The organism is Bacillus sp. MSP13, from assembly GCF_000815295.1.
GTDB classification, from domain to species: Bacteria; Bacillota; Bacilli; order Bacillales; family Bacillaceae; genus Bacillus; species Bacillus vallismortis.
Window position 1 is genome coordinate 21,373 of record NZ_JXAQ01000011.1, and the last position, 24,906, is coordinate 46,278.

Genomic DNA, 24,906 nt, shown 5'->3' on the forward strand with positions numbered 1-24,906 from the left:
CACCCTTTTGCTATGGCTCACTTTCCTACTGTGCCGAAGTTAATGATTTTGAAAGAAATATCGTACGTGAGATCTGCCTCAGAAAATACGTCATCCCAATGTCCTTTTACCTTATGCCAGTATTCTGGGTATTGAACCCGAATATGGTCGGATAAAAAAATCGGATCGGTTTTATACTCATGCTGCAGTTTATCCATGATTTTCTTAATATCGCGTTCAAGCTTTTTCTCGAAAATATTTTCCAGCCTGTTCAGATAGCTCTTGCTAAAGGAGTTTTCTTTTGGGGTTTGGTCTTCTGTCAGGATGCCCTTTGTTTGGACAGAAATCTGAAAAACAGGCTTTCCGTTTTTAATGGCCGGCTTGATTTTCGTTTTTGATTTTTTGATCTCAAACGTAATCGGATGTCCTTTATCTGTCGTTGGCATGACGGCGCCTTGAATCGTCCCCATGACCCATGTCAGCGCTTGTGTTTCATCTGCTGACAGAAATCCAACGAGTTTATTGCTGCCGCTTTTAATAATGCCCGCCCCATCATACTTTGCTTTTCCCTTTTGGTTTTTCACGGCTTGAATGAGGAAGCTGTAGCCGTTTTGGCAATATACAGAAGCTCTGCCGATGCGAAGCGGCATCATAATCTTACCGTTATATCCTCTGTGAGTTGTCAGATCAATCAGTTTTTCAGTTGGCATCGGCTGTTGCTGATTGGGGCTTCCTTTTGTAAAGATATCAGCCGCTTTCCCTTTGGCTGCCATCAAATAGCTGCTTCGCCGGAGCTCGTCATCTCGAATAAAATGGTTAAGGACTTGATCTATGTTTTGATTCTTCATCAGTTTTTCTCCCAAAAGAATCACTTTTAAATGATCGCTATAAATAGGAGGGTCCTTGATAGATACATCACTGACTGCTTCCAGAATGGTTTTCCCGTTGGATGTCACATGAACAAATTCAGGTTTACCGGATGCTTGGCTGTCTTCACTTTGGGGCAGAAGGTTTTGGTACATTAATTTATACTGATCATCCTCTGTCTCATCAATTGCCAGTCCTCTGGCGAAGGATAGTTTCTCTATATTTTTGACATCCCAGCACCCGCAGAGCATCTGCAGCATGAGAAACATGACCGCAAGTTTTGTTATGATCTTCATCCAAGCTGCCCCCTCCCCAATTTTTTCTGTACCCAGCTTACAAACCAGATGAAGAATGGGATTGCAATGACAAATAAAAAAACATATCCGAGAAGTGTCCCGTAATAAAATACGTCATTCAGGTCCTTGGGATACATCGTAATGAAATATGTAGCAGCCAGCATTGCCGCCAAGAGCCATGGATTGTTTTTATTTTTTAGATGAAAGATTTCTGTTAAACCGATATGGGAACCTTTGAAGGACCCGAGCATACAGGCAAACTGCTGTGCTGTCCAGGTCAGCTGCAGGAACAGGTCAAAACGTTCAATAAAAATGCCAGGAACCTCTAGCGCGTGAATAAGAGAAATGGTCGGCCATGTCACTGTTTTTGCCTCAGCTACAGTCATACAGCCAATTACAATAAACAACGTAATGCTGTAGAACACGGTGGAAGTCGCGATGCCTAAAGCGACAGCCTTTTTCGCTTGCTTCGGATCTCTCATAAACGGGACAAGATAAAAAATGATTTCAAATCCCGAGAAATATAAAAGCGTTTTGGGAAATAAAGAGAAAAAACTTTGATATCCACCTTCAAATACTGGCCGGATAAAATCAAGCTGGAACAAGCGAAAGCTGAACATTAGGAGCATCATAAAAATGATAAGGGTGATAGGAAATATATAAGCGTATACCTTTGCAATTGGATAAACGCCTCCGCCCACGTGATAGATGGCAACCGCAAGAAATAGAAACACGACAACTGACATTGGCGTATTTTTCAACAGAAAGAATCCGACGACCTCTCCTAAAATCCGTGCTTGGTAACAAACGATTCCAATGAAATATAGACAGATAAGCAAATTCAATAAAGTCCCTAACCATTTACCGGCCACGGTGCGGTTGAGCCTAAATAGTGTTTTTCCGCTGTTTTTTTGAAGGAAAGGCAAAAAGAGCAGAGCGATGATAATAAATATTACGCCTTGGAGCAGAATCATAATCCATCCGCTAGGACTGTCGGTTTCAGCTGCTGATCGGGGAAGGGTTAAGACACCGGCGCCGATCAGCGTGCTGCTTACCATAATAAGCGTCTGCATAAATGTCAGTTTATGCTCTGATTTCTTCATAGCCCTCACCTTTGTCTGATGTTGTCTTCTGGATCGTTTCGTGTCGGCCTTCTTTTTAAAAATAGAGTTGGAATGCGGATCACTGTGTCTTTCAAATCCTGTCCGGGCTGTGCCATAATCGGAATAATGTAATCCTGGCCAAAACTTTTCAGGCGCATTAAATGGCCGATCACAAACAGATAAACCATAATCACTCCATACATGCCAAGCGTTGCCGCACTGAGCATGGCCCCAATCCGAATAATCCGCAGCGGAAAGTTATAGGCGTATGAAGGAACGGTAAAGGATGCCAGTGCAGTGACAGAAACGACAATAACCATCAACGCGCTGACGATTTGCGCCTGAACAGCGGCTTGTCCTATGACAACTCCGCCGATAAGGCCAATCGTCTGTCCGATCGGTTTTGGCAGTCTCAATCCGGCTTCTCTGATCAGCTCGATTGTAAATATCATAAAAAAAGCTTCAACAAAAGGCGGAAATGGCACATTAAGCCGGCTGCCCGCAATGGATATCGCCATTCTTGTCGGCAAAAGCCCGGTGTGGAAAGAAACGAGAGAAATATACAGGCCGGGCAAATAAATGGTGATCAGGATGCTGGTATAACGAAGAAGGCGTATAAGTGACATTGGAATCCAGCGCTGGCTGTAATCGTCCGGCGAATGAATAAATTCGTCAACCGTAGCCGGCATAACCAAAGCGAACGGCGTGCCATCTACCAATATGGCTACTCGCCCTTCTAACAGAGAAGCAACTACACGATCAGGCCGTTCTGTGCTTAGTATCGTGGGAAAGATCGAAAGTGGTTCATCCTCAATCAGCTGTTCAAGCGTGCCTGATTCTGGCACATCATCTATCTTGACCGATTCCAGCCTTTCAAACACCTCTTTTACAACGTAGTCAGGAGAAATATCATGAATATAAGCGACAGCGATTTTCTTTTTCGTCCTTTTTCCGAGGATCATTTCCTTTATGACAAGGTTAGGATCACTTGTCCGTTCACGCAAAAGCGCTGTGTTTGTCCGCAGCTTTTCAATAAATCCTATTTTCGCACCGCGTTCCACAATTTCGGATGAAGGTTCTTCAAGACTGCGTGTTTTTAATGTTTTCGTGTCAAAAGCTAATCCTCTGCAATAGCCGTCAGCCAGCAAAATGGCTTTCCCTGTAAAAACGAGCATCTCTATTTCTTTCATTGTGCTGACAACAATGTGGTGAAAACCAAAAAAAAGGCGGATAAATCTTCAATCGAGCTTTCTCGATGGGATAACGCTTCTCGTTGTAGAGGAGAAATAACGTATTGCGCCAGCATTTTATTCTCTGTCAGACCGTCAATATACAGTAAACACGCCTTCTGTCTTCTGTCTCCGAAAGCAAATGTATAAAACATCATATCGTCGTTTTGCCCCAACGTTTTTTTGAGGGTCTCTAAATTGTTCTGGAGATCAGGATCGATTTGCATAGGTTCACTCCTTATCAAAATTGACGGTTTTTATTAATTTGTATCAAAAAAGGACAATTATTCTTATTAAGGAAAAGCTTGAAACAAAGCTGCTTTTTGGCATGATATAATAAAAAGGAAGCGTTTTCTTTAATGGGGTTGCTAAAAGATGATGCTTTATACATATGTTGTCCTAGGAAAACCGGCAGCTTATATGGGCGTTTGCAAGAGGGGCGCACCGGGAAAATAATGACAAGTTATTTACAGGGGAGGGGTACGGATCATGACGCAATCACCGATTTTTCTAACGCCTGTTTTTAAAGAGAAAATCTGGGGCGGCACCGCTTTACGAGAACAATTCGGCTACGGCATTCCTTCCGATACAACGGGAGAATGCTGGGCCATTTCAGGCCATCCAAAAGGATCGAGCACTGTAGCGAATGGTCTGTATAAAGGAAAGACATTGATCGAGCTTTGGGAAGACCATCGTGAACTATTCGGCGGCGTGGAGGGGAACCGATTTCCGCTTCTGACAAAACTTCTGGACGTGAAGGAAGATATGTCGATAAAGGTTCACCCTGATGATTATTATGCCGGAGAAAATGAAGAGGGGGAACTTGGCAAGACAGAATGCTGGTACATCATCGACTGTAAAGAAAACGCGGAGATGATTTATGGGCATACGGCCCGCTCAAAAACAGAATTAGTCACAATGATCAACAGCGGTGACTGGGAAGGCCTGCTGCGAAGAATCAAAATGAAACCTGGTGATTTCTATTATGTGCCGAGCGGAACGCTGCACGCATTGTGCAAGGGGGCGCTTGTGTTAGAAATACAGCAAAATTCAGATGCCACATACCGGGTGTACGACTATGACCGCCTTGATCACAATGGGAGTCCGAGAGAGCTTCACTTTGCCAAAGCGATCAACGCGGCAACGGTTCCCCATGTGGACGGATATATAGACGAATCAACCGAGTCAAGAAAAGGAATAACCATTAAAACATTTGTCCAAGGGGAATATTTTTCGGTATATAAATGGGACATAGATGGCGAGGCTGAGCTCTCTCAGGATGAAGCCTTCCTGCTTTGCAGCGTAATAGAAGGCAGCGGTTCACTGACGTATGAAGATAAAACATGTCCGCTCAAAAAAGGAGATCACTTGATCCTGCCCGCTCAAATGCCTGACTTTACGGTTAAAGGAACTTGTACACTGATCGTGTCTCATATGTGAACTTAATCTCACTTCGAGATTAAGTTTTTTTATTAAAAAATGGAAGGGATTCACCTATAAATGAAGCATACGCGTGCCGATAAATAAACTAGTTTTATATACTCATTGAATAAGAAAGAGGAGAAGGAATGAAAAAGAGATTAATCGCACCGATGCTTCTGTCCGCCGCGTCCCTTGCCTTTTTTGCCATATCCGGTTCCGCCGCACAGGCTGCAGCCTATACCGACTACTCGATATATGAAATAGAGCCTAGTAAAACATTCAGTACAGAAAGCCAAGCCGCACAGGCTGTCGCCATGCTGGAAAAAGATACTGGCTGGGATGCTTCTTATCAGGCTTCAGGCACAACAACGACCTACCAAATGTCCGCTGCTGGCATACATAGCGAAGCAGAGGCGAAAGCCATCCTAAGCGGGCTCACCAAACAGACAGCGATTACAGGCACGACTAGCCCTGTCGGAAGCAAGCAGCCGTATGTCACCATCGCCTCAGGCGCCATGTCGGATGAAAAGCAGGCAAACACATTGTTGGCCAAGCTTAAACAAGAAACGGGAGTGGCTGGCGCTGTAAAAGCGTCCGGAACAGCCCAGTCCTATGTGAACGTTATCACATCAGAAATCCCGGAAGAGACAAAAGTGAAGGCGCTTGTCCAGAGTCTGGCTAAGCAAACGGGAATTAAAAGCTCGTACAAGCCCGTCTCACATACGGTGTCTGTGACAACCATTCAATCAGGCGCAATCGTAGGAGACAGCAAAGCAGAGCAGATCAAAAATGCCTTCCAAAAGGAATCGGGGCTTAAGGCTTCATTAAAAGAAACGGTGAAAGGACAAGCCTACTATACATTCACTACAGCAGCTGTATCAGGTGAAGCGAATGCCAAAAATCTATTAACTCAATTGAAACAAACCACAGGGATTACAGGAAGCTACAAGCCAATCAATCAAAAAACAACTGCTGAGACATACAACGTCCAATCAGCTTATTTCAAAGGGCTGAATACAGTCAAGGACGCCATTAGCCAAATCAAGAAAAACACCGGCGTATCCGGCAGCTATCAAAAGGTTGGCAAAAGCACATCTTATGTTGTGAATATGAAGGGTTTAACGAAACAGCAGCTGCAAAAAGTGAACACCTTCTTTAAAAAGAAAAAATGGAGCTACACGTCATCCAGCATCAAAAAAACGACAACATCTACAGCCTATCAAATAACGACGGCAAAAATTTTAGGCGAGCAGAAAGCAAGCAAAGCCGCAGCCTTCTTTTCTCAGAAAAAAGTAAAGGCAGCGAAAAAAACAACTGGAACAACTGCAGAAAACCATTATCAGCTCATCTCGGAAGAAACATCAGATCAAGCAAAAGTGACAAAGGGCTTGAACATGTTAAAGAAAAATCAGCTGAGCGCTTCCGCAAAGTCAGTCAAAAAACAAATCGCAAACATGTTTACAATTACAACTGAAGCTCTGCTTGATGCCAAGAAAGTCAATCAGGCACTCACATTTTTTCAATCTAATCACATATCAGCATCTAGCCAAAAAAACGGTCAGACCACAGCGAGCAGCTATCAAATTATAACTGAAGCCATCATCAGCCAAGAAGACATTGACCGTGTTTTAGCGCTATTCAACCAAAACAATGTCGCTGGCACAACAGCAAAAACAGGCGAGACGGCATATACACAATACAAAATCGTAACAGCCCAGATCAGCAGCAAAACATCATTGAATAATGGGATAACCTATCTGAAAGCCCAAAGCTTAAGCCCAAGTTACACAACCCAAAGCAATACGATTTATAACATTAGCTTAAACAAACAGTTCACAGGCAATAATGAAGCTGCTGCGGCAGCAACGAAGCTAAAACAATTATATGGATGGACATCATCTATCGTAAAAATAAAAAACGGGCCGCAAATTATGAAAACAAATTACAATCTCTCGCTTGGTGAGATGGTCCAAAAACAAATGACAGTCAGCCCGCAAACAGATGGAGCTGCTTACGTATCACTCACTTATATTCATACAGCAACATCAACGGTCACAGCTGATGTTCTGAATATCAGGTCAACGCTGGAAGTCATCCCGACGAACGTGATCGGCCAATTTAAAAAAGGCGATAAGGTAAAAATCATCGGCCAGATCAACGGCTGGGCCAAAATCAATTTGGGCTGGCGAAACGCAAGCAGTGATGAAGTGGTTCAATATGTAGATCCGAATAACTTTTCCAGAGACAGTAAATACTACTTCCAATTTCTCAAGCTGTCACAGACAGCCGGACTCAGCATCACTGAAGTCAATCAGAAAGTGCTTGCGGGTAAAGGCATTCTGACAGGGAAAGCAAAGGCATTTATCGATGCCGCCAAACAATACGGCATCAACGAGCTATATTTAATCTCGCACGCTCTCCTCGAAACAGGAAACGGAACATCCGAATTAGCCAATGGATTAACCTATAACGGAAAAACCGTATATAACATGTACGGAATAGGCGCATACGACAGAAATCCGAATTACTACGGCGCCAAATATGCGTACGAGCAAGGCTGGTTTACACCAGAAGCAGCCATTATCGGCGGGGCCAAATTTATAGGCTCTTCGTATATACACAACACAGCCTACAATCAGGACACACTGTACAAAATGAGATGGTCAGCCACTGCGACACACCAATACGCAACAGACATCGGCTGGGCGTACAAACAAGTAAACCGCATGTACAGCCTATATTCATTGCTGGATGGTTATACGCTTTACTATGATGTTCCGGAGTATCAATAAAAAAACCACCTTTTGCGTTTGCAAAAGGTGGTTTTGCTTTATCTTTTAAGGACTTTATCTTCTAATGGCTCCTCTTCCTGAGGAAAGACAATTTGATCGATCACACGTTCACTTGCTTTTCCGTCAAGATCGTCGAAGAAATAATGAACAAATGAATCAATTTGCTCAAAGTTATACTTCTCTTCCTTAATGATCGAAATCATTTGCTCAGACGTTTTCGCAAGCGGACCAGGAATAAAGTCAAAGTAATCGTAATAGAAATCACGTTTGCGAATATAGTCATCTACATCATAGCTGAAGAAGATCATCGGTTTATTTAATAACGCATACTCAAAGCACACAGAAGAGTAATCCGTAATCAGAACATCTGTTACGAGCAATAGCTCATTGATTTCCCTAAACGAAGAGAAATCATAAAAGAAATCGCTGTACTGATAAGGAATATTGGCATCGTTTCGAACGAATGGATGGATCTTAAATAAGAAGATATACTCATCCTTTAACTCATGATACAGACGGTCAAAATCAAGCACTTCAAAAGGATAATGAGCGGATTGCTGACCGTTTCCGCGGAAGGTTGGTGCAAAAAGAATGACCTTTTTGTCCTTCAGAAATGGATATTCCGTATAAAGACGTTCTTTTACAAATGCCTTCTTCGCTTCATCAAAGAAAAAGTCTGTTCGCGGCACGCCGGTAGCGATGACGTTCTCTATATCTACGCCGAAGCCCTCTGCATAATGTTTTCGTATATTCTCAGAGCTGACAATCACCTTGGTGTAGTTTCTATGGTTTTTCGAATGCGGCGACGGTCCTCCCGGCAGCCCGATTCGGCTGTAGCCGAATGTTTTAAAGGCGCCGACAGCATGCCATAATTGGACAAGGTCCGCATTTTTACGGATTTTTAGCGGATAAATAATCGGATAAAAATCATCTATAAAAATCATTTTGCTTGTCGCAAAATGATAAGCCATAGACATCAGTTCAGACAGGCTTTTTCTGTCTCGAATGCTGCTCTTTAAGAAAAATTTGAAATCAAAATTTTCTTCGCGCTTTAGCAGTTCTTCATAAACAAATTCGAAGTTGCCTGTCAAATCAAGCCGGCTGTCAGAAGCAAAGACGATCTTATTGGACTTAATCGGCAGCAGGCGGAACACATCATAAGCAAAATGAAATAAGCTCGTATTCAGCTTGCGCAAAAAGCGGTTCGCTTCTCTTCCGGTGTCCATTTCCAAAAGGCTTGGATCAATTTCCTGCAGTTTGTTGCAAGATAGGTTAATCGTCTTTTCGCCCTCATCATAGTTCACAATTAAATTGAACTTCATCAGCTTTTTAGCAGAATGAAACTCCATTTTTGTGGCATAGACATCATTAGAGAGAAAATTGCTGACGTTTCCGACCGTATGCACTTCCTGGTGTTTCACATTCTGGTCATCTACAGCTTCAATTTCTAGAAACAGCTTATATTCGCCCTGCGGAAGCGGTTTGTCATTTATCAGCTTTGAAAAGTTAATCTGCTGTGAAAATCCTGCCCACTTATAAGCTCCAGGCACATTAGAAGTATCGATTGACAGCTGATCTACCCGAATATCCCGCAGCGAAACAGCTGTAAATAAAACACCGTTGTGCACCAATAATAAACGTTTTCGTACCTGATCTTCTTTTTGAAGAGGCAGGCCCTTGATGTACATATAACCCGCAATTTTAAGAATGGATCCATTCCAAGAAAACTCAGAAATTTTTCTGACAGGGACTTGCTGGTTTTCTTCAATTCGCTTGGTTTTATCGAAAAGAGAAAAAACCCTGTTATCTGTCGAATGGACACTGAAAGCTGTATCTTCTGTTTTCGTTCTCTTTTTTGATCTGAAAAGTCTGTTCTTAATCTTTCTGGCCAGCTTCACTTTGTACCTCACTTTCTCCTAATCGGCACCAGATGTTAAAAATGATGAAATAAAATCGGCTACCCGTTCTGAAGATTTGCCGTCCTGATGGGTAATAAATGTTTGTGAAAAAGCCTCAATCCGCTTCGCATCGGCCTCGTGATCACTCTCGATATCGTGCACCAGCGATGGAACATCTTTCGAAATTGGCCCGGGAACAAACGATTCAAAGGGATAGTAAAAATCACGTTCTTTCAAGTAGTCTTCTAAATCCGGACAGTAAAAATACATTGGACGTTTCAGCAGGCTGTATTCGAAAATGACTGAAGAATAATCGGTTATCAGCCCATCGGAGATTGCCATCAAATCGTACAAAGAGTACGAATCGGTTAAATCCAGCACAAAATCATCCTCTTCCGTGTGCGCTTGCTTGCGCATATACGGATGAAGATGGAGCATCACGACATAATCTTTATGGTTTAGCGCCGATTTTAATTGTAGCAGATCAAGCGGGGGAGCGTCACCCTCTTGATGATGTCCGCTGCCTCTAAAAGTAGGAGCATACAAAAGCTTTTTCTTATGTTTAAATTCCGGATAAACCTGATGAAACTCATCCAGTACATGTCGAATATGTTCTTTATGATAAAAATAATCCGTCCTTGGAATGCCCAGCGGCAAAATCTTCTTTTGCTCCATTTGAAAGGCTTCGGCAAAGTGCGGCACGGCAGCTGGTGCACTGACAACGGCATAATCATAGTTAGAATGCACGGGAACAATCTTCAGATAATCTGAAGAAGGGCCGAAGGGCTTGTCAACAATGCTGTAGCCGAATTTTTTAAACGCGCCGCAAGCATGCCAAAGCTGGATGGCGACCGTTTCCTTTCGTTTTGGCACAACATACAAAGGAAAATAATAATCATCTAACAAAAGCACACGGCATGTGGCAAGGTGATATAAAGAGCTGAAAAGGTGAAGCAAATATGCAGCTTGTCCAATCAGCCCCTTATCCATCTTGCGGAAAAGCAGGACGATGCGAAGAGACGGATCTTGCTTCAGCTTTTCATACACACCTTTAAAATTATCACCTAAATGATCCTCACGATAGGAAGCGATGACAACTTTATTGTGCTGTACTGGTAATAAAGCGCTCAATAGTTTATAAGCAGTGCCGAATACTCCTTTTACAATTCGTGTAAGGAATGTCTTCACTGTTTAAATGTCCCATTCGATAACAGTTTTTCCCCAAGATGAAGTCAAATCTGCTTCAAACGCGTTCGTAATTTCCTCAATACTGCGTACAGGGAAACGTCCGCCTACTAAGGTTTCTAAATAATCAACGACTTCAGGGTATTGAGCTAAAAAGTCCACAGTACGGGCAAAATCCTCGCGTCCGCTGCGGCTGCTGCCGATCAGCGTAATCCCTTTTTCAAGCACCATTCTGGTTTCAATTTCAACAGGGTATTCAGATACGCCTAAGAGCGCTACAAAAGCTTCAGGATGAACTTGGGCAATGATCTGATCAATTGCGCTTTCACTGCCTCGTCCGCCTACACATTCAAAGGCATGGTCGATTTTGACATCCTCAGGAATGTCGTTAATTTGATAAGCTGCGTCAACAAAAGAAAAATGATCAAGCTTATAAGGTGTTTTTCCGAAGATAAACACTTTGCTGTCCGGATATTTCTTCTTCAGGAGAAGCGTCATGATAAACCCGAGATTTCCGTCTCCCCAGACACCGAATGTGTCACGTTTCTTGTGCGCCATACGCTCAAAGCGGGAAAGCGCGTGAACGGCAATCGTAATAAGCTCAGTAAAAGCTGCGACATGCGGATTAATGCTGTCGGGAAGTTCAACGAGCCGATCCGGAGCCATGAACATATAATCCTGCATAAATCCATCATAGCCGCTTGAACGGAATCTGCTGGAACGCAGATAATTCTCCGCGATGACTTCATGCTCTTCAACCGGTGTATTCGGCACCATAACAACCCTGGTTCCGACTTTAAATGTGCCTGTCGGATCAAACATGACCTTCCCGATTCCTTCATGGATCAGAGCCATCGGCAATTTTTTATCCATCGCTTCTTTGCCGCGTGAGCCGGTATAATAGCGCTGGTCGGCAGCGCAGATGGATAAATGGGTAGGCCGGATAACGACCTTATCTGAGTGGACAACTTTATCTTTATATGTCACTTCAAACTGTCGGGCAGAAACTAAACGATAAGTTTGATTAATCATTGTGAAATTCGCTCCTGTAAAATGGCATTAGCCACCTTTAAGTCATATGGTGTCGTTACTTTAATATTAAAGACTTCACCGCGGACCAGCTTCACTTTTTCACCTGCTAACGAACAGATCTTGCAAGCATCGGTTAAGACAGCTTTTTGTTCATCGGACAGCTTGTTATAAAGCTCAACCAATGTGCTAATCCGAAAGCTTTGCGGTGTTTGCCCTTGATACATGTGATCGCGGACAGGGATATCAGAAATGAATTCCTGGTCTTCTGAAGCAATAATCGTATCAATGGCTGAGATCACAGTATCGACCGCGCCGTATTGAAGAACCGCATCAATGTTTTCGTCAATAATGCGATGAGTCAGAAACGGGCGCACAGAATCATGAGTGATGATCACGTCATCATCCTGAATGCCGAATTCTTTTTCGATATAGCGGATGCCGCTCATAATAGATTCATTACGGTCACTGCCGCCTTCAACGACAACCAGGCGATCATTATGGCCGATGAATTTCTTTAGAATGTCTTTTGTATGGTTAATCCACTCTTTAGGTGAAACGATTAAAATCTTATCGAACCGGTCATTTAATAAGAATTTTTCCACCGTGTGAATGATAATAGGGCGCTTATTTAACGGCAAAAACTGTTTTGGCATATTGACGTTCCCCATGCGGGAACCTTTTCCACCGGCTAAAATCTCAGCATAAATCATAAAAATGACTCCTTCCTTGCTACAACTCATAATGTTTGATAAAAGGTTTTCCTAATTATTTGCAATAGTGATCTCTATTATATATAAAGATCAGCTTAATTTCTCATTTATATAGCTTAAAAGCTGCTTACTGGCATTCCCTTTCGAGTACCGATTCCACTCACGTGAAAAGCGCTCCACTTCTGATTGGAGCTTGTTCATGTCTTTCATCTGGTCCAAGAGCATTTTTGAATCACGGCAAGGAACCCCGGGAATCACTTCTTTATAATGCCGTATTAAACCGCGGGTTCTGTTGTAAGCCTCCATATCATAAGCATAAAACAAAATGGGTTTGTCCAAGAGCGCGAATTCAAATGGGACTGAAGAATAATCTGATATTAACAGATCACCCATTTTCAAAAGGTCTGCAAGAGGGAGGTCTGACACATCTTTTATCCACGCGCTATCTTCAGGTAATTCAGCAGAATGCTTCATCACAGGATGGAGTTTTACCGCAAGTACATATTCTCCTTTTAAGTCATGCTCCAGCTGCTTTTCTGAAAACGGCAGGGAAAAGCTTTCGAACTGATGGTCCCTAAAAGTCGGCGCATACAGCATGATTTTTTGGTCTGCCGGCAGATGATATTTGTTCTTAAGATCAATCCTGTTTTCCCGTGCCTCATAGTAAGCATCGGTTAAAGGCACACCGAACCGAAGAAATGGATCACCTTTTATGTCGAAAAACTCCTTGAATATGTCAGCCATATGTTCAGAACCGACAACAATTCGGTCAAATGAAGCATACACCTTGCGAAAACGGCTTACATCAGCCCGCGAACGGTTCTGTGTGTTGATATCCTCTAACCCAAATCGCTTAAACGCCCCGTTTGCATGCCAAACTTGAATACACTCAATCTCAGGCCTGCTGGCCAAAACGGTTGTCAAAACAAAATAGTTGTCAACGATCACAGCCTTACTGCTCAGCATAGAAAAGACCGCTTTACAAATATGAAGCGGGTGTTTTTCGTTCATAACGGAAGCAGTAAGAGAAGGAAATTCTTTTTCCAGTGACTTGGCATGCTGGGTAAGCAGCACATGAATGGGAAATGAATAGTGTCCCTTCTGGTATTCCTTTAAGATTGCACGGGCATTATCAGGAAAGGAAACCAGAAGCGTCACTTCATTGCCCGGTTTGACCCAAAACAGCAATGTGCCAATGGTTTTGATGAACAAATAATAAAATAATGCCATCAAGGATTTCAATCTGTCGTCAGCTCCAAAGGGCTGTCACAGATTGTCCCCAGGCCCAGCGAAAGATTCATGCATTTCATTACATACCTTAGCTCCTTTAAGGACGATTACAGATGGCGTGATTGATCTTTGACCTGCCCCGTATATTGCGGCTTTGCTGCAGCTCGTTCATGCTTCAGCGTGGCTGTAACATACTTAGGAATGCTCAGCATTCTTCTCCAGCGTGCAGGATTAGTGATCAGCCTGTACATCCATTCAAGATGAAAACGGATAAAAAATGACGGCGCTCTTTTGACATTGCCGCTGAACACATCAAAGCTTCCGCCCAGCCCTGCAGCAACAGCCTGAGGGAATAAATGGCGGTATTGATGGATAAAGAACTCCTGATTAGGATAACCTAACGCGACAAATACCATATCTGGATTTGCGGCCGCAATCTGGTCCGCCACCTCACGTTGATCCTTCACATAGCCGTCAGAGTATCCGGCAATTTCAATCCTAGGATAATCACGTTCTACGCGCTCTATTGTCTGTTCAATGACATGCTTAGCAGCACCGTAAAAGTAAACCCGCTTTTTCTTTTGATTAGCTTTATCCAACAGCGACGTAAACAAATCATAACCGGCAATTCTGGATTGAAGCGGCTTCCCGATTAACTTCGAAACCATTACAACCCCAATGCCATCCGGCAAAATAAAATCAGCAGACGAAAGAACCGCTTCATAACGCGGATTCTGCATCGCTTCAAATCCGATTTCAGGATTCGCTGTTACGATGAACGCACCTCTATTCTGGTCCAAGTATGACGTTTCTAAATGTGATACAAATGAAGTTAGTTCACCGTCTACAAAATCTAATTGATTAATGGGTTTTGTTTGCATCGTAACCAACCCTCCTTTTCATCTATATGTCTATAAAAATCACGTGTCATTCGTATAGTTTCATTAAAGCCTCTTTGCCTAAAAACATCTTACTCTATCTTACCACAAAATCTTTAGGAACTTTTAACATTCACATTACAATTCCTTCACGTTTTGACGATGAATTAATATGAGCAGGGCGTACAGAATAAATGACGCAGCAGAAAGAAAATCGTTTCACTCAAAAACGTGACAAAAGAATCAATTTTTCTACAAAAGAAAAATTGTTATAATAAAGATAGTTGAGACATTAGTCCTGTGAATTTTATACATCAATACAACGGTAATACCAAAAAATGCTTGTGATTGACATTTTTAAAGAGCCTTAACTTTTATAGGAACTTATGCTATTATTGTTCAATATTAAAGGTACGTGAAACTTATGTCGAAATTATAAACAATCTGTTAAAGGTTTTGGTTTTTTTCTGTAATCTCAGTTGAAAACGCTTGGAAGGTGATGTTATCTAATGAAGAAAGTGATAACGTACGGAACATTTGATTTATTTCACTACGGACATATGAAGCTGCTGGAAAGAGCAAGAGATCTGGGTGACTATTTAATTGTAGGATTATCTACAGATGAATTTAATCTTCAAAAACAAAAAAAATCGCATCATTCATATGAACATCGAAAATTCATTTTAGAAACGATCGATTTTGTTAATGAAGTCATTCCCGAAAAAAACTGGGAACAAAAGATCTCAGATATTCAAAAGTACGAAATCGACACATTTGTCATCGGCGATGACTGGAAAGGGAAGTTTGATTTCTTAAAGGAATATTGTGAGGTCGTTTACCTTCCGAGAACAGAAGGCATTTCAACTACCCAGATCAAAAAAGACATGGCTAGTTTATAGAAGCACTAACTAAAAGAGGCTTGAAGTAAATTCAGTTGCTTCTTTTTTTCTTGTTTGCGGAAGTATAAATTTTTCACTCTTTAAGGAGTTCATGATGAAATCTTTTATTTTTATAAAATGCAGAAGTTTATTGATCAGAGCCTATTCATTTCTATTTAAGATTTTCTCTCTTCTGCCAAGAAACAACAAATTGATTTTGTTTGAAAGCTATTCTGGAAAGCAGTTTAGCTGCAACCCCCGAGCAATCTACGAATATCTGCAGGAAAATAAAGATCAATATCGCTATAAATTGATATGGAGCATTGATAAACGGTATTTGTCAGCATTAGAAGGTGTTGACGCGGTATATATAAAAAGGTTTTCTCTTAAATGGATTTGGTACATGGCAACAGCGAAATATTGGATTACAAACAGCCGTCTTCCTTTATGGATTCCAAAACCCAAAAATACATTGTATATACAAACATGGCACGGAACTCCGTTAAAAAAACTTGCCAATGACATGGACGAAGTACACATGCCTGGAACAACAACAGAGAAGTACAAACAGAATTTTCTGCAGGAAGCAAGCAAATGGGATTATTTGATTTCTCCTAATGCCTATTCGACCGATATTTTTAAACGAGCTTTTCAATTTGAAAAACAAATCTTAGAGACTGGTTATCCGAGAAATGATTATTTATTTTCACCAAAAACTAATTTTGAGAAAAATAAGATAAAACAGAAGCTTGGTATAGATATAAATAAAAAAGTGATTTTATATGCGCCTACGTGGCGGGATAATTTATACCATAAAAAAGGCGCTTATAAGTTTGATATACATTTGAATTTAAAGCAACTAAAAGAACATATAGGTGGTGAATATGTTGTTGTACTTCGAATGCATTATTTAGTAGCTGATGTTATAGATTTAGAGGGTTTAGAAGACTTTGCATATGACCTGTCTAGGTATAATGATATCCGTGAACTATATTATGTTTCAGATATCTTAATTACTGATTACTCTTCTGTCTTTTTTGATTTTGGGTCACTTAAGAAACCGATCATTTTTTTTGTTCCTGATATTGATGTATATAGAGATAAATTAAGAGGGTTTTATTATAATTTTGAAATTGAAGCTCCTGGACCGTTATTGATGACTACAGAGGAAGTAATTAAATCTGTTGATGATGTCGAACGTTTTGATTACGATACTAACGATAAATACCAGAAATTTCACAGCAAGTTTTGTTATTTAGAAGCAGGCGAGTCAACAAAGAGAGTTGTAAAAAAACTTTTTGGATAAACGATAATTCAGAAGCAAAGAAAGGCGAGACTTATGGACTACGGCATATATTTAATAAACATGAAAGTTGAAAATGAAAATATCGTATTAGATCTAATGTGTGAAAAAAAAGATTTTTATGATCATTTTTTCAGCAGGATAGAGAATGTTGCGTTTGCAACTTCTAACAGGCATATTGATCTTTTATCGAACATCTCTTTACTTAACGATGAAGGCATTATGAAAGTTGTTATCCCATTAGATGAGCTTAAGTCTTGTTTGGATAAATCAGTTTTCAAACTAAAGCTTATTTTAGATAAAGATGAAATTTTTATTGATATCCTAAATCAGTTAAATGATACTTTTAAACTAGTTATTGATGGATCTGTGTTAGAGTTTGCTGCTCAAGTAGATGGAAATTTAATTATAAATAAAACAAGCATTTCCAAATCGGCTTTTGTAATTGAAAATATCCAAATGTCAGCAAATCGCACGACTTTTACTGGATCTCATACATTTTTATTTTCGAATAGCTCTGTCAAATTTATAAAATGTTATTTAGAAAACGAGGCAACAAAAGAACAATTAATAATACCGCAGAACTCTTTGATAATTTCAGAAGACTCAAGTTTTGAAATATCCTTAACACTGAATGGGTATTCTTTATATCAAGGAAACTGGTATTTATATACCGAAGTGGAGATAGGTGAATATCAGTATACTATTAAAGTGAAAACTGATATTAATACTGCTTTACAAACCAAGGAGATCTATACTGAAAATGGCGAACTATTTGTTCATAATGTCTCCCAGACTCAAAATAAAGAATTGCTAATTACTATTTCTAAATTTAATGCAAAGTTAGTTCGAACGAAAATTCATCAGTTAAGCATTGATAATAATGACCTTCATTTGAATTGTGAAATTACCCCAACTAGGGACGAACAGATTTTTATTAAACAGTTAGCGTTTATCAATAGAAAAACTGTAGATAAGCACATTATTCGTCTGCAGGAAAAAAATTATAATAACGGCTTTTTACAGGTAAGCGTTCCTTTATTAACACAACGCTTTTTTGAAACTGATGGAATATGGGACGTTTATCTAGAGTTCGATACAAATGGATTAACTGTAAGTCAAAGATTATCATTTGATTCAGAAAACGATAAATCTTCGGGTAAATTTATCAGTCTGCCAAAAACCATTTACAATTCTAAAGGATTCATAAAAAGAGCACGTATGTATGCTACTTTAGATAACAACTTAGCGGTTCTAATAAAAGATTCAGCAATTTATGGAGAAATATCTTATATACATCATGATGGTGTTGATTTAATAGTTAAAGGTTCTATAGAGGTTTTAGATAAGGAAATTGAAATTAAAAACGTTTTTTTAGCTAATGAAAGTGAGCAGAGAATTCATTTTATTAATAACCTAGAAAAAACTTCTTCTTGTTGGCATTTTGAGAGCAGGCTTAACATAAAAGAAACAGATATAGAGGCAATGAATCATTTTATTTTTGATTTTTATATTTCAATTCTTGTTAAGGATCAAGAATATACTGTGAAGCTGAAGTCGAACTTAGACGATATTTTAGACAAATCACAATCTCATGTTTATCCGGAATTTGTAATTAAAGATTTAAAACCGTTCTCAATACAACCCAAATTTAATCAATTAAATGAATTATCTTTTGTTTTTTCTTCATATATCAATGCTGAATGCACAGATATAATCAGTAAAAATAAAGAGATAGGTATTCATTTATCGATTGAAAAAAATCATTTAATATACGATAAAATGTATTTAAAGTTAAAAGATAAGAATAGCTGTTCGGTTCTGATTGAACCTGCGTTCGAACAGGAGCAACAAGACTATAAAGAATTTGTATTTATATTAAATGAAGATGAAGCTGAAAGTTATGGCTTGGAAACCCAAATGCAATACGATGTCGGTCTATGCTTATTAATTAATAATAAGTATATTGATTCATCAATAAAAATAAAAGATTTAAAACTAATAAATAGTAAGTCAACATTTAAATCAAGTGCAATTAAAATTAATAAGTCTCTCTTTTTGTCTGCTTTTATTGATAAAAGAAACGCTCTTTTAAAGCTAGAGATGAGAGACATGAAGGCTACTGAAAAGAAATTGGAAAAAATAAGATTCCTATTTGCAGGAGTAATAGCAAAAGTTTTAAAACCTTTTGCTAAAAAACCAGTGTGGTTTGTTGGAGAGAATTTAGGAGAAGTCGCACAGGATAATGGGTTTGCATTTTTTGAATACTGTGTTCAAAATAAAAATCAGGAAAAATACTACTATGTAAGTAAGAAAGATAATAAAAACCCTGGCAACATTTCGAAGTATCCAAAAAATATTATAACTTATGATAGTTTTAAACATCTCGTCTTTTATCATTTAAGTAAATATTTAATTGTAAGCCATGGTATTAGAGATGTAATTCCTAGTGTCATTCATAATAAAATGAGTGAAAATCCAAAAGAAATTATTTATTTGCAGCATGGTATCATTGCAATGAAAAAATTGAGCTTTAATAGAAAATCATATAACAGTAAAATTGAAAAGTTTGTCGTTTCGTCTGATCACGAAAAGCAGATTTTAGTGAAGGACATGAATTTTAAAAAAGATCAAATAATGGTAACAGGACTATCGAGATTTGACACGTTGATTGACGACAGTAAAAAGATGAAGTCTAAACAAATACTTCTTATTCCGACTTGGAGAGAGTGGATTGATGACTTTGAAAATTCTAGTTTTTATCTCAATTACAGTGGATTTTTAAACAATAAAAAACTGCATAAACTTTTAGAAGACAACAATATTATATTGAAATTCTTCATGCACATAGAACTACAGAAAAAATATAGTAATTATTTTGAAGATCTACACAAAAATATAAAATTAGTACAAGTAGGAGAAGAGAGCGTTAAAAGTCTTGTAAGTGAAAGCTCTCTAATGATAACGGATTACTCAAGCGTAGCTTTTGACTTTAATTACCTAGAAAAGCCTGTAATCTTTTATCAATTTGATCTACCTGATTATTTACATTACAGAGGGTCTTATATCAATTTAAAAACAGATCTATTCGGACAAACAGCTTATACAGATGAAAGTTTATTGGAAATCGTTCAAAAGCAAATTGAAAATGATTTTAAGTATGAAAAAAAATATAAGGTGAAGTCAAAGAAATTTTATAAGTATCAGGATAAACAAAATTCAGAACGTATTTATAACCAAATAAAATTGCTAAAATAGGAAAGGAGGACAATGGAGTGAAAATCACTTTTTTGGTTTACAATATTTATGGCATGGGTGGTACAGTGAGAACTGTTGCCAACACAGCCAATTATTTAGCTGCTCAAAACTATGATGTTGAAATTATAAGTGTTAGAAGAACAAGGGGTAAACCCATGTTTGACCTTGACAAGAGGATTAAATTAACACCCATATTTGATGCAAGAAGAGGAAAGCTCTTTGGCAAAAACACACCTTTATATAAGAAAATCATTAAAAGAATTTTAATGAAGATGCCAAGTGTGTTTATTGATAAAAATGAAGATCTATATCATATGTTTAATTTGTTTGTAGATCTTAAAATTCTAAAAAAACTTTCAGAAATTAATCAGGGTGTACTTATAACAACTATTCCATCTTTTAATTTCTTATCAGCTAAATTTGTTAATCGTAATGTCATCAAAATTGGCCAAGAGCACAAATTTTTTGGTGGGTATGAAAGGTCAATTCAAACGAAAATTAGAAAGTATTACAAAAAACTGGATGCTCTAACATGTTTAACTGATGCTGAGATTAATGATTATAAGCGTCTTTTAAATAACAACACCACAGATTTATATAAAATAGAGAACGCAACACACATGCCAAAAGAGAGCTCAAACCTTGTAGAAAAAACAGTAATAGCTGCTGGAAGATTTGTTCATGAAAAAGGTTTTGACCAATTAATTGATGCATTTGAAAAAGTGTCCCACGAATATCCAGAATGGAGATTGAAAATTTTTGGTGATGGTGTGGAGAAGGATTCATTACGTCAAATGATATTCGATAAGAAGTTGTATAATAATGTTTTTTTAATGCCGAAAACAGATAATATTATCAAGGAGATGGCCAATTCCTCAATATATGCATTGAGTTCAAGAAATGAATCATTTGGAATGGTTATCATTGAAGCTATGTCCGTAGGGGTTCCTTGTGTTAGTTATTCTTGTATTGGTCCTGCTGAAATTATCAAAGATGGTGAAGATGGGTTATTAGTCGAAAGGAACGATGTAGACAAGCTAGCCGAATCTTTAACCACTTTAATAAAAGATGAGAGTTTGAGGAAAACAATGGGGAGAAATGCAAAGGAAAATGTGAAAAGATACTCATTTGAAGTTGTAGGATCAAAATGGGAAAATCTTTTGCATGAGCAAGAATTCAAAAAAAACAAAACTTCCTTGAAAAAGATTTATTCACAAATTGAGGTCCAATAGTGCTGTAATTAGTATTTCGAGACAATATCTCGAAATACTTTTTTGTTTACTTTGGCTATCAGTAAATAAATTGAGAGCATTTTCACTGATCTTAAACCTGCTATAGTGTGAAAAAAACTCTATTATCTGTTACAATATTCATCGGTGCTTTCAAATTTCTTTAACCGAAAGATCCAAAAAATCATTTAAGTCTAAGGAAGATAAATAATGAATGCATTAGTAAGAATCGTAAAAGAGCAAGTGACATCGTTTCCTTTAATTTTGCGTTTGGCTTCGTATGAGACAAAGTCTCAGTATCAGATGAATTATCTTGGTGTATTATGGCAGTTTTTAAACCCTCTCATTCAAATGCTGGCGTACTGGTTTGTATTTGGTATGGGATTTCGCAACAGTAAGCCAGTTTTAACGGGTGTCGGAGAAGTGCCTTTTATTGTTTGGATGCTGGCTGGTTTGATTCCATGGTTTTTTATTAGCCCCACTATACTTGATGGATCAAACAGTGTGTTTAAACGGATTAATATGGTAGCAAAGATGAATTTTCCAATTAGTTCTTTGCCTTCTGTTGTGATTGCTTCTAATTTATTTAGTTATTTCGTAATGATGGGCATCTTTTTGATCGTACTTTTGACTAACGGAATGTATCCAAGCTTGCATTGGATACAATATATTTACTACTTGGTCTGTATGATCATTTTTATGTTTTCATTTAGTTTGTTTAACTCGACGATAAGCGTCTTGGTTCGCGACTATCAATTTTTGCTGCAATCTGGAACGAGATTATTGTTCTTTTTGCTTCCAGTTTTTTGGAATATTTCAGAACAGCTTGGAAAAAATCATCCGAACCTTCTGCCGGTGCTTAAGCTGAACCCGATTTATTATCTGATAGAAGGGTTCCGGAATTCGTTTTTAGACGGGCAATGGTTCTTCCAAGATATGAAATACACGCTGTATTTCTGGCTGTTTACATTCCTTTTATTGTTAGTAGGTTCTATCCTGCATATGAAATTTAGAGACAAGTTTGTTGACTTTCTTTAATACGTAAGGAGATTGTACGATGAAACTAAAAGTTTCGTTTCGAAATGTTTCAAAGCAGTATCATTTGTATAAAAAACAATCGGACAAGATTAAAGGGTTGTTTTTTCCAGCTAAGGATAATGGTTTTTTTGCTGTGCGGAATGTCTCCTTTGACGTGTATGAGGGAGAAACAATCGGCTTTGTAGGAATAAACGGGTCGGGGAAATCGACTATGTCTAACCTGCTTGCTAAAATTATTCCGCCGACCAGCGGTGAAATCGAAATGAACGGCCAGCCGTCGCTGATTGCGATTGCGGCCGGTTTAAATAACCAATTAACGGGCCGGGATAATGTCCGGCTCAAGTGTTTGATGATGGGGTTAACCAATAAAGAGATCGATGATATGTATGACAGTATCGTGGAATTTGCCGAGATTGGCGATTTTATTAATCAGCCGGTTAAAAACTATTCCAGCGGTATGAAATCGCGTCTTGGTTTCGCGATCTCCGTGCATATAGACCCTGACATTTTAATTATTGACGAAGCGCTCTCCGTAGGGGACCAAACGTTCTACCAGAAGTGTGTAGATAGAATAGATGAGTTTAAAAAACAAGGAAAAACGATTTTCTTTGTCAGCCATTCCATCGGCCAAATCGAAAAAATGTGTGACCGCGTCGCTTGGATGCACTACGGCGAGCTTCGTATGTTCGATGATACAAAAACGGTTGTTAAAGAGTATAAAGCGTTTATTGACTGGTTTAATAAGCTGTCGAAAAAAGAAAAAGAAACCTATAAAAAGGAGCAAACGGAAGAGCGGAAGAAAGAAGATCCTGAAGCGTTTGCCCGTTTCCGTCAAAAGAAGAAAAAGCCGAAATCACTGGCTAATGCAGTTCAAATTGCTATTTTGTCTATCTTGACGGTCTTTACTGCAGGAACCATGTTCTTTAACACCCCGCTTCGAACCATTGCTTCGTTTGGCGCTATTCCGCAAAACGAAGTGAAGAACCATCATGGCGATGCAAAGGGCAAGACAGAGGAACGTTTAACCGCAGTCAATAAACAAGGGTTTATTGCAGATGAAAAAGCGTCTGTTTATAATGATCAAGCTTTGAAACAGAAGGCTGACATGACACTGCCATTCGGTACTGAGGTGAAGGTAGCTGCAAAAGGAAAACAAGCAGTGAAAATAAAGTTTAACGGGCAGTCTTATTTTGTAAAACAGAGCGCTGTTGCAACGAACGTAAAACATGCTGAGTTGCAGGCAACGGCCTTTACGCCTTATGTATCGCAAAACGCGGCTTCTTCCTATGAATACTTCCTGAAATTCCTGGGAGACAGCAGCACCAACATCCAATCGAAATTGAATGGATATACTGTAGGAGATACGGCTGACGGCAGAAAAACCCTAGATTTTGATTATGAAAAAATCAGCTATGTGCTGGAGAATGACAAAGCATCTGAGCTTATCTTTCATCACATTTCTCCCGTTACTCCTGCGTCATTATCATTAAGTGACAGCGATGTGCTATATGATGGCAAGAAGGATCGTTTCCTTGTCAATACAGATGATGAGGTCTTTGCAGTTGATAATGAAGAGCATACGCTAACCTTGATATCGAAATAAGAAAAGGCTATTGGATGAATGTCCAATAGCCTTTTTGTTTACACTTCTTCTTTGTTTAATAAGTTTTCCATAAATGGAACGAGTTGCTCGCGAAGCTCTTTATCCTGCATCGCAAACTCAAGAGTTGTTGTGATAAAGCCAAGCTTTTCACCAACATCATAACGTTTGCCTTCAAAGTCGTACGCAAACACTCTTTGAATTTCATTCAGCTTTTGAATGGCGTCTGTCAGCTGGATTTCTCCGCCGGCACCAACCCGCTGCTCCTCTAAGTACATGAAGATTTCAGGCGTGAATACGTAACGGCCTAAAATAGCAAGATTAGAAGGAGCTGTGCCCTTAGGCGGCTTCTCAACGAAGTTTTTCACCTGATAACGGCGTCCTTCGCTTGTCAGCGGATCGATAATGCCGTAGCGGTGTGTTTCTTCTTCAGGCACTTGTTGCACACCAATAATAGAGGAAAGCGTTCTTTCGTATTCATCCATTAACTGGCGCAATCCAGGCTTTTCAGCTTGAACAATATCGTCTCCAAGCAGAACTGCAAACGGCTCATCACCGATAAAGTTGCGCGCGCACCAGACAGCGTGCCCGAGTCCCTTAGGTTCTTTTTGACGGATATAGTGGATATCAGCCAGATTCGTAGCTTTTTTCACTTTTTCAAGGAGCTCAACTTTACCTTTTTCTTCTAGGTTTCTTTCGAGCTCAGGAGAGTAATCAAAATGATCCTCAATCGCACGCTTGCTTTTACCTGTGACGATAATAATATCCTCAATACCAGCGTCGACAGCTTCTTCAATTATGTATTGAATGGTAGGCTTATCAACGATAGGGAGCATTTCTTTCGGCATTGCTTTCGTAGCCGGCAAGAATCTCGTTCCGAGACCAGCGGCAGGGATTATGGCTTTACGTACTTTTTTCAATGTCAAAGCACCTTCCTTAAAACAGATTTAGGGTTCAGCTTTGTGAAATGCTGATTATT

Annotated in this window: 17 protein-coding genes and 1 pseudogene; 8 read left to right on the top strand and 10 right to left on the bottom strand. The window is 39.2% G+C overall.

Features of this window, described 5'->3' with window-relative positions; all coding sequences use genetic code 11:
• Positions 1 to 17: 17 nt before the first annotated feature.
• The 3 genes and pseudogenes from SC79_RS12385 to SC79_RS12395 form a co-directional block, all read right to left on the bottom strand.
• Positions 18 to 1,142, bottom strand: coding sequence for a Ger(x)C family spore germination protein (locus tag SC79_RS12385; protein WP_039075311.1), 1,125 nt, complete (start codon positions 1,140 to 1,142; stop codon positions 18 to 20).
• On the bottom strand, positions 1,139 to 2,245 hold the full coding sequence (locus tag SC79_RS12390) for a spore germination protein (protein WP_039075312.1): 1,107 nt from the start codon (positions 2,243 to 2,245) through the stop codon (positions 1,139 to 1,141). Before SC79_RS12390 ends, SC79_RS12385 begins: the two co-directional genes overlap by 4 nt.
• Before the next feature lie 5 nt (positions 2,246 to 2,250).
• A pseudogene (locus SC79_RS12395) lies at positions 2,251 to 3,701 on the bottom strand (spore germination protein).
• A 262-nt stretch (positions 3,702 to 3,963) separates the two neighbouring features.
• On the opposite strand from SC79_RS12395, the gene manA reads away from it, so the two are divergent.
• Entirely contained in the window at positions 3,964 to 4,914 is a 951-nt protein-coding gene (gene manA, locus SC79_RS12400; protein WP_039075313.1) for a mannose-6-phosphate isomerase, class I, read from the top strand.
• Between the two features lie 128 nt (positions 4,915 to 5,042).
• A complete protein-coding gene (locus tag SC79_RS12405) occupies positions 5,043 to 7,688 on the top strand; it encodes a glucosaminidase domain-containing protein (RefSeq protein ID WP_039075314.1) in 2,646 nt (881 codons plus the stop codon).
• A gap of 38 nt (positions 7,689 to 7,726) precedes the next feature.
• Here SC79_RS12405 and SC79_RS12410 read toward each other — a convergent pair whose 3' ends face one another.
• The 6 genes from SC79_RS12410 to SC79_RS12435 form a co-directional block, all read right to left on the bottom strand.
• Positions 7,727 to 9,586, bottom strand: coding sequence for a CDP-glycerol glycerophosphotransferase family protein (locus tag SC79_RS12410; RefSeq protein ID WP_039075315.1), 1,860 nt, complete (start codon positions 9,584 to 9,586; stop codon positions 7,727 to 7,729).
• An 18-nt stretch (positions 9,587 to 9,604) separates the two neighbouring features.
• Entirely contained in the window at positions 9,605 to 10,774 is a 1,170-nt protein-coding gene (locus SC79_RS12415) for a CDP-glycerol glycerophosphotransferase family protein (RefSeq protein WP_039075316.1), read from the bottom strand.
• Positions 10,775 to 10,777: 3 nt separating this feature from the next.
• Entirely contained in the window at positions 10,778 to 11,803 is a 1,026-nt protein-coding gene (locus SC79_RS12420; RefSeq protein ID WP_039075317.1) for a ribitol-5-phosphate dehydrogenase, read from the bottom strand.
• Positions 11,800 to 12,513, bottom strand: coding sequence for an IspD/TarI family cytidylyltransferase (locus SC79_RS12425; RefSeq protein ID WP_039075318.1), 714 nt, complete (start codon positions 12,511 to 12,513; stop codon positions 11,800 to 11,802). Before SC79_RS12425 ends, SC79_RS12420 begins: the two co-directional genes overlap by 4 nt.
• 90 nt (positions 12,514 to 12,603) lie before the next feature.
• Positions 12,604 to 13,755 (bottom strand): CDP-glycerol glycerophosphotransferase family protein, encoded by a 1,152-nt coding sequence (locus SC79_RS12430; protein ID WP_082022691.1) that lies wholly within the window; start codon positions 13,753 to 13,755, stop codon positions 12,604 to 12,606.
• A 95-nt stretch (positions 13,756 to 13,850) separates the two neighbouring features.
• Positions 13,851 to 14,624, bottom strand: coding sequence for a WecB/TagA/CpsF family glycosyltransferase (locus SC79_RS12435; protein WP_039075319.1), 774 nt, complete (start codon positions 14,622 to 14,624; stop codon positions 13,851 to 13,853).
• Positions 14,625 to 15,130: 506 nt separating this feature from the next.
• Between SC79_RS12435 and tagD the strand changes: the two genes are divergently transcribed.
• From tagD to tagH, 6 genes are all read left to right on the top strand, one after another.
• Positions 15,131 to 15,520, top strand: coding sequence for a glycerol-3-phosphate cytidylyltransferase (gene tagD, locus SC79_RS12440; protein ID WP_039075320.1), 390 nt, complete (start codon positions 15,131 to 15,133; stop codon positions 15,518 to 15,520).
• 94 nt (positions 15,521 to 15,614) lie between these two features.
• Positions 15,615 to 16,805: a CDP-glycerol glycerophosphotransferase family protein gene (locus tag SC79_RS12445; RefSeq protein WP_039075321.1), complete on the top strand. Its 1,191-nt coding sequence runs from the start codon at positions 15,615 to 15,617 to the stop codon at positions 16,803 to 16,805.
• 33 nt (positions 16,806 to 16,838) lie between these two features.
• Complete coding sequence (locus tag SC79_RS12450) at positions 16,839 to 20,060, top strand: CDP-glycerol glycerophosphotransferase family protein (protein ID WP_039075322.1); 3,222 nt, start codon at positions 16,839 to 16,841, stop codon at positions 20,058 to 20,060.
• Between the two features lie 17 nt (positions 20,061 to 20,077).
• Positions 20,078 to 21,292 carry a glycosyltransferase family 4 protein gene (locus SC79_RS12455; RefSeq protein WP_039075323.1) on the top strand — a complete coding sequence of 405 codons (1,215 nt, stop codon included), beginning with the start codon at positions 20,078 to 20,080 and terminating at the stop codon, positions 21,290 to 21,292.
• Positions 21,293 to 21,499: 207 nt separating this feature from the next.
• On the top strand, positions 21,500 to 22,327 hold the full coding sequence (gene tagG / locus SC79_RS12460; protein WP_039075324.1) for a teichoic acids export ABC transporter permease subunit TagG: 828 nt from the start codon (positions 21,500 to 21,502) through the stop codon (positions 22,325 to 22,327).
• A 19-nt stretch (positions 22,328 to 22,346) separates the two neighbouring features.
• A complete protein-coding gene (gene tagH, locus SC79_RS12465) occupies positions 22,347 to 23,930 on the top strand; it encodes a teichoic acids export ABC transporter ATP-binding subunit TagH (RefSeq protein WP_039075325.1) in 1,584 nt (527 codons plus the stop codon).
• Positions 23,931 to 23,968: 38 nt separating this feature from the next.
• Here the strand turns inward: tagH and galU are convergent, their stop codons facing one another.
• Positions 23,969 to 24,847: a UTP--glucose-1-phosphate uridylyltransferase GalU gene (galU, locus tag SC79_RS12470; protein WP_039075686.1), complete on the bottom strand. Its 879-nt coding sequence runs from the start codon at positions 24,845 to 24,847 to the stop codon at positions 23,969 to 23,971.
• Positions 24,848 to 24,906 lie beyond the last annotated feature (59 nt).

Excerpts from the sequence above, each read along its gene's own strand:
- tagD (WP_039075320.1), top strand. The coding sequence starts at position 15,131 with ATGAAGAAAGTGATAACGTACGGAACATTTGATTTATTTCACTACGGA.
- SC79_RS12390 (WP_039075312.1), bottom strand. The coding sequence starts at position 2,245 with ATGAAGAAATCAGAGCATAAACTGACATTTATGCAGACGCTTATTATG.
- tagH (WP_039075325.1), top strand. The coding sequence starts at position 22,347 with ATGAAACTAAAAGTTTCGTTTCGAAATGTTTCAAAGCAGTATCATTTG.
- SC79_RS12425 (WP_039075318.1), bottom strand. The coding sequence starts at position 12,513 with ATGATTTATGCTGAGATTTTAGCCGGTGGAAAAGGTTCCCGCATGGGG.
- manA (WP_039075313.1), top strand. The coding sequence starts at position 3,964 with ATGACGCAATCACCGATTTTTCTAACGCCTGTTTTTAAAGAGAAAATC.
- SC79_RS12445 (WP_039075321.1), top strand. The coding sequence starts at position 15,615 with ATGAAATCTTTTATTTTTATAAAATGCAGAAGTTTATTGATCAGAGCC.
- tagG (WP_039075324.1), top strand. The coding sequence starts at position 21,500 with ATGAATGCATTAGTAAGAATCGTAAAAGAGCAAGTGACATCGTTTCCT.
- SC79_RS12420 (WP_039075317.1), bottom strand. The coding sequence starts at position 11,803 with ATGATTAATCAAACTTATCGTTTAGTTTCTGCCCGACAGTTTGAAGTG.
- SC79_RS12405 (WP_039075314.1), top strand. The coding sequence starts at position 5,043 with ATGAAAAAGAGATTAATCGCACCGATGCTTCTGTCCGCCGCGTCCCTT.
- SC79_RS12385 (WP_039075311.1), bottom strand. The coding sequence starts at position 1,142 with ATGAAGATCATAACAAAACTTGCGGTCATGTTTCTCATGCTGCAGATG.
- SC79_RS12450 (WP_039075322.1), top strand. The coding sequence starts at position 16,839 with ATGGACTACGGCATATATTTAATAAACATGAAAGTTGAAAATGAAAAT.
- SC79_RS12435 (WP_039075319.1), bottom strand. The coding sequence starts at position 14,624 with ATGCAAACAAAACCCATTAATCAATTAGATTTTGTAGACGGTGAACTA.